Genomic DNA, 14,615 nt, shown 5'->3' with positions numbered 1-14,615 from the left:
AAAGAACGATAAAAATGAAAATTCCTGAAAACCTCTTGTATACAGAGGACCATGAATGGGTAAAATTGGAAAATGATGCGGCATATATTGGAATTACCGATTTTGCCCAGCATGAATTAGGCGATATTGTGTATGTTGAAATAGAGACCCTTGGGGAAAGTTTAAAACAGCATGAAGTATTTGGGACCGTTGAAGCGGTTAAGACAGTATCAGACCTGTTCCTGCCTATTGCCGGAAAAATACTGGAGATCAATCCCAAATTGGAAGCCAACCCTGAATTGGTAAATACCGATCCTTATGGAGATGGCTGGATGATCAAAATTAAAATTGACAATATTTTTGATACGGAAGGTTTGCTGAGATCTGATGCCTATGCCTCACTAATTGGCTTGTAATACAATATGGAAACTGTAAAGATAAAGAAAACGGCTTTCAATGCGATACATCATATCCTTGGTGGAAAAATGATAGATTTTGCAGGATATGAAATGCCCCTTCAGTATAAAGGTGTCAACCATGAACATGAAATCATAAGAAATGGAGTAGGAGTATTTGATGTTTCTCATATGGGCGAGATCTCAATACAGGGAAAAGGAGCTTTGCCTTTAATTCAGAAAATTACGTCCAATGATGCATCAAAACTTATTCCCGGAAAAGTACAGTACAGCTGTATGCCTAATGATATAGGAGGAATAGTAGATGATCTACTGGTGTATATGATTGGACAGGAGGATTATCTGTTGGTAGTAAATGCTTCCAACATACAAAAAGATCTGAACTGGATTCTTTCCAACAATTCTTTTGGTGCAGAAATTACCAATATTTCAGATTCTATTTCTTTATTGGCTGTACAGGGACCAAAAGCCTTACAGGTTCTGCAGAAACTTACCGATATCAATTTAAAAGATTTGGAGTATTATACCTTCACAATTAGTGAATTTGCCCATATTCCAAATGTTTTGCTATCTGCTACAGGATATACGGGAGCAGGAGGATTTGAAATATATATAGAAAACAGATATGCGGCCCACTTGTGGGAAGCTATTTTTGAGGCAGGAAAAGAGGAAAATATAGAACCTGTAGGATTAGCAGCGAGAGATACACTGCGTTTGGAGATGGGTTTCTGTTTATACGGAAATGATATTGATGATTTTACCTCTCCATTAGAAGCCGGGTTGGGGTGGATCACAAAATTTACGAAAGATTTTGTTCACAGTGGTTTCTTAAAAATTCAGAAAGAGAAAGGAGTTGCCAAAAAACTGGTGGGTTTTGAAATAGAAGATAAAGGCATTCCGCGTCATGGTTACGAAATTTGGAATACAAATCAGGAAGTCATAGGAGTTGTTACTTCCGGTACGATGTCGCCTACATTAAAAAAAGCAATAGGTATGGGATATGTCTCTACGGAGTATGCCAATATTGGGGATGAAATTTTCATTAATATCAGAAATAAACCTGTCAAAGCATTTATTGCAAGAACCCCTTTCATAAAACAATAAGTCCGATTAATATGTTAATTCCTAAAAACCTTTACTACACTAAAAACCATTTATGGCTGAGAAAAATTGGCTTGTATGATTTTTGTATAGGCATCACTGATTTTGCTCAGAAAGAAATAGGAGAAATTGACCTTGTTGAATTCAATGCAGATGGAAACCTAATAAAAGAAGCGGTTTCATGGGGTTCGGTTTATGGAATTAATAAAACTTTCCCCCTTATTGCGCCTTGTGAATGTAAAATTATAGCTGTGAATACTATTTTGAATAAAAAACCTTCTCATATCAATACAGACCCATATAGCTATTGGTTTTTGAGCATTTCAGCAGATATCAACACAAGCGAATTTTTAAATTATGAAGAATATATTCAATTTACCCAATGATTTTTGAACAACTCAAATTAAATATTGATGTTAAAGACAGTGCTTTTAATGAATTGTATCCCAATCATATAAAAGAATTGGCATACCGTCACTGGACGCCCATTGTTGTTGCCAGAATGGCAGCCGAATATCTTGCCGAAGAGCCTAATAGTAAAGTATTGGATATTGGTGCAGGCGCCGGCAAGTTCTGTCTGGTTGGAGCGGCTTCTACAAAGGGGATGTTTTTTGGGGTTGAGCAAAGGGCTTCTCTTACCAAAATATCAAAAAAAATAGCAGACAGGCATAAAATTACGAATGTGGAATTTATACATTCCAATATCAATGAAATCTCTTTTTCGGATTATGATGCATTCTACTTTTTTAATTCTTTTTATGAAAATATAGATACTTCCTGTTTAATCGATGATACGGTGCTGCCGGACAGGGATTTATATTATGATTATTCAGAGTATGTAAAAGGCCAGCTTGATATAACTCCTGTAGGAACACGTTTAGCAACTTATTGGAGCAAATGGGATGAAATTCCAAGCAGTTTTGATTTAACCGGCACTGCTTGCAATGGATTATTGAATTTTTGGAAGAAAATTTCATGATAATGATAAAAACAATTCAGAAAATTTCAGCTATTGAAAGGATTTGCTGCTCAGAGTAACAGAAATTTCAAAAAATGGTTGACTTGAATAATGCCCGCAAGCAGGAAAATTAAATGCCACTTCAGAGATATGAATATATTAGATAAAATAAGTACCCGCCTTGGACCATTGGGCGATCATGCTCATTACGCGCATGGATATTATGCGTATCCAAGACTTGAAGGAGAGATTGGTAATATGATGCTATTCAATGAAAAGAAGAAATTGGTTTGGAGTCTAAACAATTATTTAGGTCTGGCCAATCATCCTGAGGTTAGAAAAGCTGATGCTGAAGGTGCTCAACGATATGGCCTTGCTTATCCAATGGGAGCACGTATGATGAGCGGAAATACCAGATTGCATGAAGAATTTGAAGAGAAAATAGCTGATTATGTTCAGAAAGAAGACGCTTTCTTATTAAATTATGGCTATCAGGGAATGGTATCAATCATTGACAGTCTGGTTGACAGGAAAGATGTGATTGTATATGATGCTGAATCACATGCCTGTATTATTGACGGGATGCGTATGCATCTTGGAAAACGATTTGTTTTCAGGCACAATGATATAACAGATTGTAAAAAGCAATTAGAGCGCGCAAAAAGAATAGTAAAAGAAACAAAAGGTGCTATATTGGTTATCACTGAAGGTGTTTTCGGTATGCGTGGCGATCAGGGAAAACTAAAAGAAATTGTAGCACTTAAAGATCAGTTTAATTTTTCCCTGCTGGTAGATGATGCTCATGGAATTGGCTGTTTGGGACAAACAGGAGCTGGTACAGGTGAGGAACAAGGTGTTCAGGATGGCATCGATTTTTATTTTGGAACATTTGCAAAATCATTTGCCGGGATTGGTGCTTTTGTCGCCAGTACTAAGGAGGCTATATTATTTTTAAAGTATAATATGCGTTCACAGATATTTGCGAAAGCATTGCCAATGCCAATGGTCTTTGGTGCTTTAAAACGATTGGAATTAATTCGCACAAAGCCGGAACTTAGAGAAAAATTATGGACTATAACCCATCATCTGCAAAATGGGCTAACTGCTGCGGGTTTTAATATTGGTAATACCAATTCTCCGGTAACACCTGTTTACCTTAATGGTACTATTGAAGAAGCTACTGTTTTGGTCAAAGACTTGCGCGAAAATCATCAGATCTTCTGTTCTATGGTAGTCTATCCTGTCGTACCCAAAGGAATGATTATTTTACGGTTAATTCCCACAGCGGTACATACCTTAGAGGATGTTGAGAGAACAATAGCTGTATTTAAAAACATCAGAACAAATTTGAATTTGGGATATTATAAACATTAGGGATAAACCATGAATTGAATTATGGCAGAATGCCTTATACTATTGATTAGGTAAAATAATTCTGACTATTTATCAATAAAATACATAGGTCTGACTATTGTATATTTTTTTTGTATTACTACAATTTTTTGTAGTAATACTTTTTTAAACATTCATCTCATTTTGAACAAATTTCATACTTATCAGCAGTAAAGAAAACCTAGTAAAGGATTATTTTAAATCACTGAAATCATCTTTATAAGAACTTTGAATATGTGGATCATACTGTTTTTATCATTTTATAAACTTATATTTAAATACCATAAATATGTTTCGCCATAGAGGTAAACGAAGAACCTATTTTCATAATCTTAAACTTGCATCGGCACTTTCTTTCGTGGCGGGTATCGTAAATATTACCGGGGTTCTATCTGCAAAGGTTTTAACAACTAATATAACGGGACATTTTGCTTTTTTTTCTGAAGAAATACTTTTTAAGAAACATCAGTCGGCTTTTATTTATTTACTTTTCATTCTATTTTTTCTTCTGGGTTCTTTTATATCGAGTATGATCGTTGAATTTTTATCGAAACGAAAAAAAATGCGACCTCATGCTTTTCCTATTATGATAGAAATTGCAATTTTATCTTTTGTGGGGTTATCTGGTTATCACCCATTGGGATTTTCCCTTTCTTCCCATATTATTGCCTATCTATTGCTTTTTTCTATGGGGATACAAAATTCTTTAGTAACCAGGGTTTCTCAATCAGTTGTAAGAACAACTCACCTCACAGGTCTCTTTACAGATTTAGGAATAGATTTATCCCAAATATTATTTAATAAAGAATATGCAGTTCACCAGCAGCTTAAAAAAAGTATACTTTTGAAATTAGTGATTATTGCGTGTTTTTTCTGTGGTTGTATTATAGGAGGCTTTTTATATAAACCTTTTTATATAAAAGCATTATTGTTTGCGTCGGGATTTCTTGTTTTTATACTCTGGTATGACAGAATTTTGTACAGGTACTATTTTTTTAGAAGAAAACTGAGGTAGATTAAATGTCATTGTTTAAAGCGGTTTTTCATGTTTACACTTTCCAATTCAAATTTTTTATTACTGTTTTTAACCACATATTTGTACATATTTGTCTTGTCGGAGATAACTTTTTAACAAAAGAGTATTCAGGAAAAATAGTATAAAGCCTATTACTAAAGCCACATAAATCTTAGACCAGGTTATTTTCCCATTCTTTATGCCCTTTGTTCCCAAACAACTCAAAGCGAGTAATATCAAAGCAAATACTTTGGTATACATGCTATGTGAAAACGAACTTGCCACTCGGTCGAAATTGTTCAATATTTTATTGATGACTTCCCGCGTCCAGCCATGTTCTATTAAGAATCCATAACAAAACCAATAAAGGAGAATCAAAACCAAAAAAATACTGACTGCCCGCATAAAAGCCATTATCTTGGCAAGTCCTCTTAAATCGTCTTCTCCCTGCATATTTTAAATGTTAGGCCATGAATTTAAAGGCATTATATAATTGCTAGAAGAATATGGCAGGGAGTGGCAGAGCCTGGCTTTCTTTGGCTTACCACAATAAGCCTTTTCTTGGTAATGTTTGTAACGTTCTACAGTCACAATGTAGCAGATATTTCAAGGTACGTACGTCTGGAATGCTGAGAAGCAAGCGACATAATTAAGGCACTTAATTTTAAACTTAAGTAAGCATTATTTTTTTAATATCTATTATACTTTAGTACATGCTCTTTTTGATCATATGTATTATTTCAATAATGTTAAGGTAAAGCTATTCTGACCAAAATTGGATCTCGTTACATTAGATGTGCAGCCTCCGCTTATGCGTGCTCGTAGATAATAAGTGCCGGGCTCTAAATAAGCTATATTTGAAGTATATACAAAATCAAATCCAATATATCCGGCTGAAAGATGTATATCCTGATTTGGGAATGCGTTCTTAAGTGCTGTGGTGGGGCTCTGACTTAAATTAAAAGCAATAAATTCACCACAATTTAGTGGTGATTTATCTGTAATTAGACGGGTTGTGATCACGTAATATCCCGGTATAGTAACAGTAGCGTTTGTTCCCACATATCTCATAGTTCCTGCCGGTAAAAGGCTTGTGGCAGGTCCTACATTTGAGTCTATAACTACAGTGGCTCCTGGTCCTGTATTTTCGCGCCAGGTTCCCACACCGTTGAAGTCTGAAACAAAAATTTTCCCTTCGGCCTGAGTACCGTCCACAATTCTTATTGCGCCTGGAATGGCTCCATTGCTGATTTGTAATTTCGTTGTTGGGGTTGAAGTTCCTGATCCGATTCTGTTGTTGACAGCATCAACACTGAATGTATTTCCGTCAACCTGAAAATGGCTCGGTCCTGTAACAGCATTAGATACAAAATTCAAAATTTTATCTTCCATATCTACTGTTCGGTTATTTTGAAGTGTTTCGTCAGAATTATAAATACTTACATTCCTATTAATGATTTTCTGCCAGATACTTCCATCAAAATAATAATATCCTTCAGAGTTTATATTTATGGTTTTTGCACTCATAACAGTGGCAGCTGCAGTAGCATAGATCAACATTCCTGTCTGATCTGTATTATATTGTGCATCTGCTGCCCTTATCTGATCACCAGTGAGTCTGGGTGCATTGAGACCTTCCGGTTTGCTTCCGTCCGTTGTTTTTGAAATAATATCCAGTGTAGCATTGGGTGAAGGAGTATTAAAACCTATTTGTGAAAAAAATATTTGAGAGCTTAATATACCTACAAAAAAAATGACTTTTCGCATAATCTTTCATGTTAATTTATATATATGAAATAAAAACATATACCGGTGAAGTAATTTTATTTTAATAAAGTAAGCGTAAAGCTGTTTTGTGCCAGATCTCCTCTTGTATTATTCGAATTGCATCCTCCAGCTGAGCGGACGCGCATGTAATAAGTTCCCGCCTGCAGATATGCTATGTTCGAAGTATAGATAAAATCATAATTTACTGTACCTGTTACGTGTACGTCCTGAACAGGGAAAGCATTATTCAGAGCGGTTGTAGGGCTTTGGCTAAAGTTAAGCGCTAAGAATCCACCGCACCCGGAGGGCGCTTTATCTGTGATAAGACGTGTGGAGATCATATAATACCCTGGTAAGGTGACTGTGGCATTGGCTCCCGTATATATCATGGTTCCAGCTGGTAAAAGACTTGTGACAGGTCCGGCATTGGATGTAATAACAGTTGCTGTACCGCTACTTTCCCGCCAGGTTCCTACACCATTGGCATCGGATACCAAAATCTTTCCCTCACCTTGCGTTCCGTCTACAATTCTGAGGGCTCCCGGAGTTGTTCCGTTGTTGATATGCAATTTTGTTGTAGGAGCATCTACTCCCAAACCGATCCTGTTATTAACAGCATCAACATTAAATGTATTTCCATCAACCTGAAAATGACTCGTTCCTGTAGTGGCTGTTGAAGTAAAAGCAAGGGATTTATCCTCCATCGTTACCGTACGGTTAGCTTCAAGAGTTCCGTTGGAATTGTATATGTTGGTGTTTTGATTTACTATTTTTTGCCAGATATTTCCGTCGAAATAATAATATCCATCGGAAGTAATATTCGCTGTTTTTGTGCTGGCGGAAGTAACAGGAGCTGTCGCATATAGTAACATTCCCCTTTGCAATGTACTATATTGATTATCCGCCAATTGAATTTGATCTCCTGTAAGTCTCGGCGTAAGAATTCCTTCTGGTAGGCTTCCGTCAGTTGTCTTAGCAACTACATCAAGCGTTGCATTAGGCGACTCCGTATTAATACCTATTTGAGAAAACAAAAACTTTGTTGCCAAAGTACAAACGAGTAATATAGCTCTTTTCATAATCAGAATTTGTAAATTTTCATTAAAATAAAATTATCATATCTTAATACGGAATGCCAGCTTTTTAGTATTTATAATGTATAATCCGAAACTCTGGTAATATGCATATTCAATTGCCCCGTATTTCCAATTGACAGCTCTTCCGTTGACAGCCAATAACCGCTGGTGTTAATCTGTGGAATAAAACTAACCACATTATCTTGCTTTACGATGATGTTGCCTACAGCAATGCCATTCAGCCTGAATAATCCAGAACCTTCTCTAATGCCATTATAATCCATATTATGAGTAATATTGCTTGTGTAAGCCGCCGCTGGAGATGATAAAAAATTAGGAACCAATTGATAAGTCACCTGGCTTCCCAGCCTATCTGGAAGAGCGGGGTCGTTAGCTCCGTCTCCGGTAACATCTCTTTTATAAACAAAAGAAAACTGAATGGTAACGCTATAAATTCCTGACCTCAAAAAATGCACCCCACGATTATTATCAGCTGTTCTTACGGCTACATAAGGAGACGCGTTGAAGGGAGTTTCAGTACCGTTAACAAAATTAAGAGTCGATACCTGCCCGGAATTATAATCCGTTGCTCCGGAACCTCCGGAATAGGACACGACAGTCATACTGGAGTTTTTATAGCCCGTTGAAAATAAAAAACTTGGCGAAATTACCTGATTTACATTACGCCATTTATCGTCTGGTGAAAAATAATAATATAAGCCAGATTCTGTAATTAAGCTAGTTCTAGGTATTTGTGTAGTAGGTACAGAGGTTGCAAAGACGAACATCCCATTTTGTGGTGTTCCTACATTCATTTGCTGTATCTCATCTCCTGTCAGTTTTGGAAACAGCACCCCCTGAGGAGAAGTTGGTTTTGATGTTACATAGGCAACATCCAATGAGCCTTGTGGTATTGCTGTATGTATACCTACTTGGGCTTTTAAGATACAGCCAAAAACAATAGGAGCGAATAGAGGATAAATTTTTTTTTTCATTTTAAATTAGTGTTATTTATAATAATTATATCGATTGTAACAACGAAATTTTCTGATTCCAGCAGTAGTATAGTTTTTTCGGAGGCCAAGAGTTTAAAACTCTTCCAGTATCATGGATTCGCTAATTCCCGAAACATTGGACAAGGTAACCGTCAATCTTAATATTGTTCCTCTGGTAAGATCATACACATGATAGACATTGTATTCATTGGCTCCGCCTGCAATATTATCATCTAAAGGAGTCCAGGTGTTTACAGCTATATTTTTCACTGTTCTTAGCTGCCATACTGTGCTCGATACTCCGGTGCCGTTTTGCCCGGAATATTCCGTATCCCATATATTAAACTGTCTTGTTGTTCCGTTATTTATCCTGATCTGCCAGGTTCCTCCTGTCGTATTGGAAGAGTATCTGAACGAATAATCTCCCGAACCGCTGTTCAAAATTGTTGCTGCATTTGCAGGCTGAAGACGAATTTTTGTAACAGATACCCCGGCATCTCCGGTAATTCCTGAAATTACATTACCACCGGCATCGGTAGCAAGTATTGTGGCAGAAGGCAATTGTGTTATTTTCATACCAGATGTTCCTGTAGTTCCGCTATTTACTTCAAGATTGTTTGTGGGAGTATTTGTTCCTACGCCCAATCTTCCTTGTGCTGTTACAACAACATCGTTAGCTTGTTGAGCCGGTGAGGGAGTTCCTGTTGCCGGATTATCTTTAGCCCCATCGATATGAAAAGTGGCTTGTGGATTTGGGGTGTTGATGCCTATTTGGGCAGAAATTTTAATAGTTCCAATTGCTAAAATTAATAAGCTTATAAATACTTTTTTCATGATAATTTATTAATTCTAATATTATACTTGTTAAAAAAATGTGTTACATCAGTAATGCATTGAAAGCTGTCATTGAAAAAATATAAGACCTGAATAGTATTAAGGAAGCATGTATTTGCTGAATCTGGATTGCTATACAACTAAATTGTTGCAGAGGTTTGCATCTATTATATCTTTTGGGAACAGTTAAATAAATGCAAATCCTGCAAGCAACATAAGGCAATAAATTTTTTTCCAACTAAGTTGTTTCAACAATTCAAAATTATTGATTAGCTATTTATTTAAAGAATATAGTTTGTATGAAAATAGAGACATTCATGTATGAAAATGAAGACAGGATCTGTATCTAAAAAAAAGACAAAATTCCTCTTAGACAACAAGAAATGCTGTCTTTAGTCTTATCTCTTTTATTGGAAAATTAAAGTTTAATCTAAGTTTTTGTAAATTTTAAAAAGATCGATAAGGTTTTTCACACCTAATTTTGTATAGATCCTCTTTTTATAAGTACTCATTGTACCTGCTTGAATATTAAGAGCATTTGAGATTTCCAGGCTCCCGTTTCCTTCGCCCAGCAGTTTGAAAACCTGAAATTCCCTTTTGGATAAGATTTCTTGCGGATCTTTTTTGTGTGACTTCTCTGAAAATTGTTTTACAAGTTCGGGGGAATAATAATGTCCGTTTTCGAGAATGGAAGTAACGGCTTTGGCTAAAGTTTTATCGCTGCTTAGTTTGCTTACATAGCCTTCTGCTCCTTCCATTATGTATTCTATTGCTGTATCTTCTTTGGATGATGAAAAAATCATGATCAAAAGATCTTCCTGAATCATTTTTAATTCTTTGATCATGAATTTATAAATACTTCCCTCCATTTCAATATCGAGAATAAGCAAATCAAATTTTTCTGAGGTAAGCTTTTCTTTAAGTTCATCATAATTGACCGCAAAATCAATTGAAATGCCATCCAGCTGATCCTCAAGAACCATTGATGTTCCCAATCTTACGACAGAATGATCATCTGCAATTAGTATTTTTTTACCCATAATTTCAATTTTTAAGAATGATTTTTACAACTGTTCCTTTCGGTGCATTTTCATGGAAAGTTATTTCAGCATTAATTTTTTTTATCAATTGAATGACCATATGTAAGCCCAGTCCATAATTTTTAAAAACAAAATTATCTTTATCCATGCTTTCAAAAACATGAGAATAGTATTCAATCTGTTTTGATGACATTCCTTTTCCCGTATCAAAAATAATTATTTCAATTTCTTTATTTTTTTGTTCGGTTTTTAGCAATATCTCACCGTCTTTCGTGTTTTTTACGGCATTATCTATCAAATTATGTAAAATAGCAGACAAAATACCTTTATTGATTCTGGTTGCCAGGTTTGGATCACACAGATTATGTATGCTCGAATTATTAGCTGATGCGACCTGTTCAAACAGTAATTTTTTATTTTCTACAAGTACAAATATATGCTGTTCCTCGTTGTCAAAGATGTTTTCTTCTTTAAATAAAGCTGTATATTCTTTCAAATCCAGAGTGAATTTAAACAACTGCTCAGAAGTGTGACAAATTTCGTCTAAATACTTTTTCTGAAGCTCAGTTTCCCTGATATCATTGAGCTTTTGTGAGATAGAAACCAGGAATCTGATTGGGGTAGTAATATCATGGCTGATGCTCTCCATTATTTTCTGCTGATATTCAGATTCATTCTTCAGTTTGTTCGTTGTAATTTCTAATTCCTGATCTTTATTGTCCAAAGTATGTTTTAAGGTCCTGACCATTCTTTTCAGGAAATTAGTACGCACCTGAATAATCAGTACAATTAATATAATTCCCAAGATAATTATTAAAATTTTAAACCATACTGTCTGGTAAAAGAACGGTTCAATTTCTATGAATATTTTTTTATACGCAAACCTGCCGGTTTCTGAAACCAAAAATCTGATGTATAGAGTATAATTTCCCGGAGCAATCGTGCTTAAGGTAAGCTTTCTGTCGGTTTTTATTTCTTCCCATTTATTGTTTTGGCCGTCTTGTAATTTAGATTCCGCATAGATGTTTTTGATATTGTGATAGTAAGGGAAATCCAAAAAAACATCAACAGTTTTATAATCGCTTTTCAGGCGAAGGGTGTCTTTAAAATGAATGTTTTTTTTTGCTGTTTTAGCCCGTTCTATAAAAAGCTGATTGCTTTTGGGATAATGGTTTTTAATTTCATCAGGCTTAAAAAAAACAAAACCCTGCATTGAGGGAAAAACAAAATTTCCGTTTTTGAGAATATTTCCACTTGGGTTGGAACTTCCGTTGAATTCATTATTAAGAAAACCGTCCTCTTTGGTGTACCGATAATAATGAACATTTGTATTTTTATTCCGGGAATAATCTAAAAGTGCTTTTTTAGAAACTTTGAATAATCCGTTATTGGTGGAAATCCAGAAGAAGCCATAATAATCTTCCAAAATGTGATGTGCGCTGGAAATATAGCCGTCTTTATCATCGGGCATTCTGATGACTTCATCATTTTTTATGAGATAAAGTCCTTTGTTATGGGTAGTAACCCAAAAGTTCCCGTCTTTTGTCCGTTGGATTTCTTTTATGGGTAAGTTTTTTGCGAAATATTTTACAATTTTATTTTTGGAAAGAGAAATGAGATAGATTCCGTCCACCGTTCCCACATAAAACGTTGTCTGATCAAGTTCTTTAACAGAATTGATATTGTTTTTAAACCTAAAAATGTTTTTTGCTTTTGTGAATTGCTCATCAGGAAATATATACAGATAATAATATTCATATTTACTGTCTGCCATATTTACTGCAAAATTATTGTTTAATTTAAATAATCCCTCTACATTTCTTTTGTAAAAACTCAGGGAATCATGTTTTTGATAATGAGAAGATCTGTATCTCCGATGCATCTTATTAAATTCCACATACAAAAGATTATAAGAATTATCATAGAGGAGGTACCGTTTATCATAATTAAAGTTTGCAGAATATATTTTGTTTACCTTATCCTTATAATATTCATATCCCTGTTTTGAAATAACTGAATTGGCTGTAAAAGGCAGTGCCTCGTAAACAAATTCACCGGAAAACGGAACATTTTTCTGAGGAACATGGAAATTGGAAAGATTAATAATATTAAGCCCTCTTACTACATCTCCAAAATAAACCTTATCCGATATTTCGTCGTAAAACATACAATATAAAAGTTCCTTTTCTATTTTCTTATATTGCAATAGGAAGGTGAGACTGGGTTTGCCGCCAGCTAATTTACTGATATAGATATTCCCGTTATTGATTACAAAAACCTGTCTGGTCCCCTGATGCCAGTATATTTTGGATTGAGGATCATTATATAAGGAAGCCTGATTATCATAGGACACACTACCATTTTTTAGTATGACTGTTCTCCGTCTATCCGGATCGGGTATATAAATGATATCGTTTTGCTCAAAAGCATTCTTGAGGCTTGCTGAAGGAAGGGCCGGCAGAATTTTTTTTTCTTCATCCTTTTCATTTTTAAATACAATGTATTGATTTTCGAAAAAGTAAGTCCCTGAATTTGTTTTTATGTAATAACAGTTGGTTTCTGGAAAAAAAGTATTTAAAAAATTACTTTTATAGTATCTTTTATATTGTTTATTGTGGGCCATGGCAAACGTTTTGGAAACCATTCCATCAGGTAACAGTTTTGCAGTTCTGCCCGCTATTAGAACACAGTTTTCATCATTATTATTAAAACAGGTAATATCACCATTTTTAGTATCCAAGAAATTTCCAAAGCTTAAATTGCTTATTTTGAAATTGTTATATAACAGGAAAGTATTTCCATCGTACCTTAGAATTCCTCCGTCCGTGGACAACCATATAAAACCGTATTTGTCCTTAATTATATCTTTGATACTGTTTTGCGGAAGACCGTCATCCATGTTATACCATCGGGAAATATAACCTTGCGCTGAAAAAAATGTTGTAAAAAAAATAAGGATAACAGAGGCTAGCTTCACTAATAAGGTTGATTTTAGTTTGGTGTAGCAAAGATATTATAAGTTTTTTTATTTATTAGCTATGCATTTATATCCCAAGGTTTTTAATTTTTTTTTCTAAAAGTTGAATATGTTTGTGATATGTAAGTTTTACCTATCGGACAAAAGTGGTTTATAGTGTTAGATTGTAATGCCCCACTGAGTTTTCTTTTATTCAGTAAATGATGAGTTATTTTCAAGTATACATTTTTTCTGAATAAATGGAATATGGATATCCACTTTTATGTAAATTAGTATCAAGAAACCAAACCAAAATCTAGATGAAATTTTTTAAAGTGATCCTCGTTGCCTCTTTATTTCTGTTTCAACTGAACGCTGCTCAGGAAAAGGCCGACATAGAATTAAATAAAGCCCTTACAGAAGCTAAAATCCAAAAGAAAAATGTTCTGCTGATATTTCATGCTTCTTGGTGTGGCTGGTGTAAGCTGATGGAGAAAAATATGAACCTTCCTGAAACGAAACCTATTTTCGATAAGAAATTTGTAACAACGTACATTGATGTTCAGGAAAGAGGAGAAAAGAAAAAACTTGAAAATCCAGGAGGACAGGAACTGATGAACAAGTACAAAGGAGAAAATGCCGGGCTTCCTTTCTGGCTGATCCTAAATCCAAAAGGTGAAGTGCTTGCCGATTCTTTCAACAGTAAAGGAGAAAATCTGGGATCTCCCGCTACCCCTGATGAAGTTTCAACATTTATGGCCAAGCTGGAAAAAAGCTCAAAAATGAATAAAGAAGAACTTCTGACCATTCAGAAAGTCTTTGTGAAAAAAGATAAATAAAAAGAAAACTCCCCTGGCAATTAGTCGGGGGAGGTTGTTCTCAGATCAAATAAATGTATGAAAGGATATTTCTATGATCTGATTACACATCGTCAAAATTTGTAAATTTTTATAATCAGTAGCTGACTAAAGATCAGTATCTCCGATGATTATCAGCAGCATCGGATCATTTTGTAAAAGTATGTATTTTGCACCATATGGTGAAATATAATTCAATAAAATATCTGTAAAGCATAATAATATTTTG

At 34.9% G+C, this 14,615-nt stretch carries 13 protein-coding genes and 1 pseudogene; 7 read left to right on the top strand and 7 right to left on the bottom strand.

Going from position 1 to position 14,615, the window contains the following annotated elements:
* Positions 1–14 precede the first annotated feature (14 nt).
* From gcvH to DRF60_RS04270, 6 genes are all read left to right on the top strand, one after another.
* Positions 15–395, top strand: a complete 381-nt coding sequence (gene gcvH / locus DRF60_RS04295) for a glycine cleavage system protein GcvH (protein ID WP_116010887.1) — start codon at positions 15–17, stop codon at positions 393–395.
* Positions 396–401: 6 nt separating this feature from the next.
* Positions 402–1,499, top strand: coding sequence for a glycine cleavage system aminomethyltransferase GcvT (gene gcvT, locus DRF60_RS04290; protein ID WP_185144569.1), 1,098 nt, complete (start codon positions 402–404; stop codon positions 1,497–1,499).
* An 11-nt stretch (positions 1,500–1,510) separates the two neighbouring features.
* Positions 1,511–1,882, top strand: coding sequence for a glycine cleavage system protein H (locus DRF60_RS04285; RefSeq protein WP_116010886.1), 372 nt, complete (start codon positions 1,511–1,513; stop codon positions 1,880–1,882).
* The gene (locus DRF60_RS04280; RefSeq protein WP_116010885.1) at positions 1,879–2,475 is read left to right on the top strand and encodes a methyltransferase domain-containing protein; all 597 of its coding nucleotides are present in this window, start codon (positions 1,879–1,881) and stop codon (positions 2,473–2,475) included. Before DRF60_RS04285 ends, DRF60_RS04280 begins: the two co-directional genes overlap by 4 nt.
* A gap of 90 nt (positions 2,476–2,565) precedes the next feature.
* Positions 2,566–3,828 carry an aminotransferase class I/II-fold pyridoxal phosphate-dependent enzyme gene (locus DRF60_RS04275; protein WP_394337440.1) on the top strand — a complete coding sequence of 421 codons (1,263 nt, stop codon included), beginning with the start codon at positions 2,566–2,568 and terminating at the stop codon, positions 3,826–3,828.
* A gap of 307 nt (positions 3,829–4,135) precedes the next feature.
* Positions 4,136–4,861 carry a YoaK family protein gene (locus DRF60_RS04270; RefSeq protein ID WP_116010884.1) on the top strand — a complete coding sequence of 242 codons (726 nt, stop codon included), beginning with the start codon at positions 4,136–4,138 and terminating at the stop codon, positions 4,859–4,861.
* A 78-nt stretch (positions 4,862–4,939) separates the two neighbouring features.
* Here the strand turns inward: DRF60_RS04270 and DRF60_RS04265 are convergent.
* The 7 genes and pseudogenes from DRF60_RS04265 to DRF60_RS04235 form a co-directional block, all read right to left on the bottom strand.
* A pseudogene (locus tag DRF60_RS04265) lies at positions 4,940–5,314 on the bottom strand (YWFCY domain-containing protein); the annotation flags it as partial.
* Between the two features lie 282 nt (positions 5,315–5,596).
* On the bottom strand, positions 5,597–6,628 hold the full coding sequence (locus DRF60_RS04260; RefSeq protein WP_116010883.1) for a hypothetical protein: 1,032 nt from the start codon (positions 6,626–6,628) through the stop codon (positions 5,597–5,599).
* A 56-nt stretch (positions 6,629–6,684) separates the two neighbouring features.
* Complete coding sequence (locus DRF60_RS04255) at positions 6,685–7,707, bottom strand: hypothetical protein (RefSeq protein WP_123902630.1); 1,023 nt, start codon at positions 7,705–7,707, stop codon at positions 6,685–6,687.
* 71 nt (positions 7,708–7,778) lie between these two features.
* Positions 7,779–8,699, bottom strand: a complete 921-nt coding sequence (locus DRF60_RS04250; RefSeq protein WP_116010881.1) for a hypothetical protein — start codon at positions 8,697–8,699, stop codon at positions 7,779–7,781.
* Between the two features lie 93 nt (positions 8,700–8,792).
* Entirely contained in the window at positions 8,793–9,533 is a 741-nt protein-coding gene (locus DRF60_RS04245) for a hypothetical protein (RefSeq protein ID WP_116010880.1), read from the bottom strand.
* A gap of 425 nt (positions 9,534–9,958) precedes the next feature.
* On the bottom strand, positions 9,959–10,573 hold the full coding sequence (locus DRF60_RS04240; RefSeq protein ID WP_116010879.1) for a response regulator transcription factor: 615 nt from the start codon (positions 10,571–10,573) through the stop codon (positions 9,959–9,961).
* Between the two features lie 4 nt (positions 10,574–10,577).
* Complete coding sequence (locus DRF60_RS04235) at positions 10,578–13,550, bottom strand: sensor histidine kinase (protein WP_123902629.1); 2,973 nt, start codon at positions 13,548–13,550, stop codon at positions 10,578–10,580.
* A gap of 299 nt (positions 13,551–13,849) precedes the next feature.
* On the opposite strand from DRF60_RS04235, the gene DRF60_RS04230 reads away from it, so the two are divergent.
* Positions 13,850–14,368, top strand: a complete 519-nt coding sequence (locus DRF60_RS04230) for a thioredoxin family protein (RefSeq protein ID WP_116010878.1) — start codon at positions 13,850–13,852, stop codon at positions 14,366–14,368.
* Positions 14,369–14,615 lie beyond the last annotated feature (247 nt).

Source organism: Chryseobacterium elymi (assembly GCF_003385495.1).
GTDB lineage: Bacteria > Bacteroidota > Bacteroidia > Flavobacteriales > Weeksellaceae > Chryseobacterium > Chryseobacterium elymi.
The sequence above is the reverse complement of the archived record's forward strand: the minus strand, read 5'-3'. Positions and strand labels throughout refer to the sequence as shown.

Bases quoted from the DNA above. Each gene is read 5' to 3' on its own strand.
- gcvH (WP_116010887.1), top strand. From the start codon at position 15: ATGAAAATTCCTGAAAACCTCTTGTATACAGAGGACCATGAATGGGTA.
- gcvT (WP_185144569.1), top strand. From the start codon at position 402: ATGGAAACTGTAAAGATAAAGAAAACGGCTTTCAATGCGATACATCAT.
- DRF60_RS04285 (WP_116010886.1), top strand. From the start codon at position 1,511: ATGTTAATTCCTAAAAACCTTTACTACACTAAAAACCATTTATGGCTG.
- DRF60_RS04280 (WP_116010885.1), top strand. From the start codon at position 1,879: ATGATTTTTGAACAACTCAAATTAAATATTGATGTTAAAGACAGTGCT.
- DRF60_RS04275 (WP_394337440.1), top strand. From the start codon at position 2,566: ATGCCCGCAAGCAGGAAAATTAAATGCCACTTCAGAGATATGAATATA.
- DRF60_RS04270 (WP_116010884.1), top strand. From the start codon at position 4,136: ATGTTTCGCCATAGAGGTAAACGAAGAACCTATTTTCATAATCTTAAA.
- DRF60_RS04260 (WP_116010883.1), bottom strand. From the start codon at position 6,628: ATGCGAAAAGTCATTTTTTTTGTAGGTATATTAAGCTCTCAAATATTT.
- DRF60_RS04255 (WP_123902630.1), bottom strand. From the start codon at position 7,707: ATGAAAAGAGCTATATTACTCGTTTGTACTTTGGCAACAAAGTTTTTG.
- DRF60_RS04250 (WP_116010881.1), bottom strand. From the start codon at position 8,699: ATGAAAAAAAAAATTTATCCTCTATTCGCTCCTATTGTTTTTGGCTGT.
- DRF60_RS04245 (WP_116010880.1), bottom strand. From the start codon at position 9,533: ATGAAAAAAGTATTTATAAGCTTATTAATTTTAGCAATTGGAACTATT.
- DRF60_RS04240 (WP_116010879.1), bottom strand. From the start codon at position 10,573: ATGGGTAAAAAAATACTAATTGCAGATGATCATTCTGTCGTAAGATTG.
- DRF60_RS04230 (WP_116010878.1), top strand. From the start codon at position 13,850: ATGAAATTTTTTAAAGTGATCCTCGTTGCCTCTTTATTTCTGTTTCAA.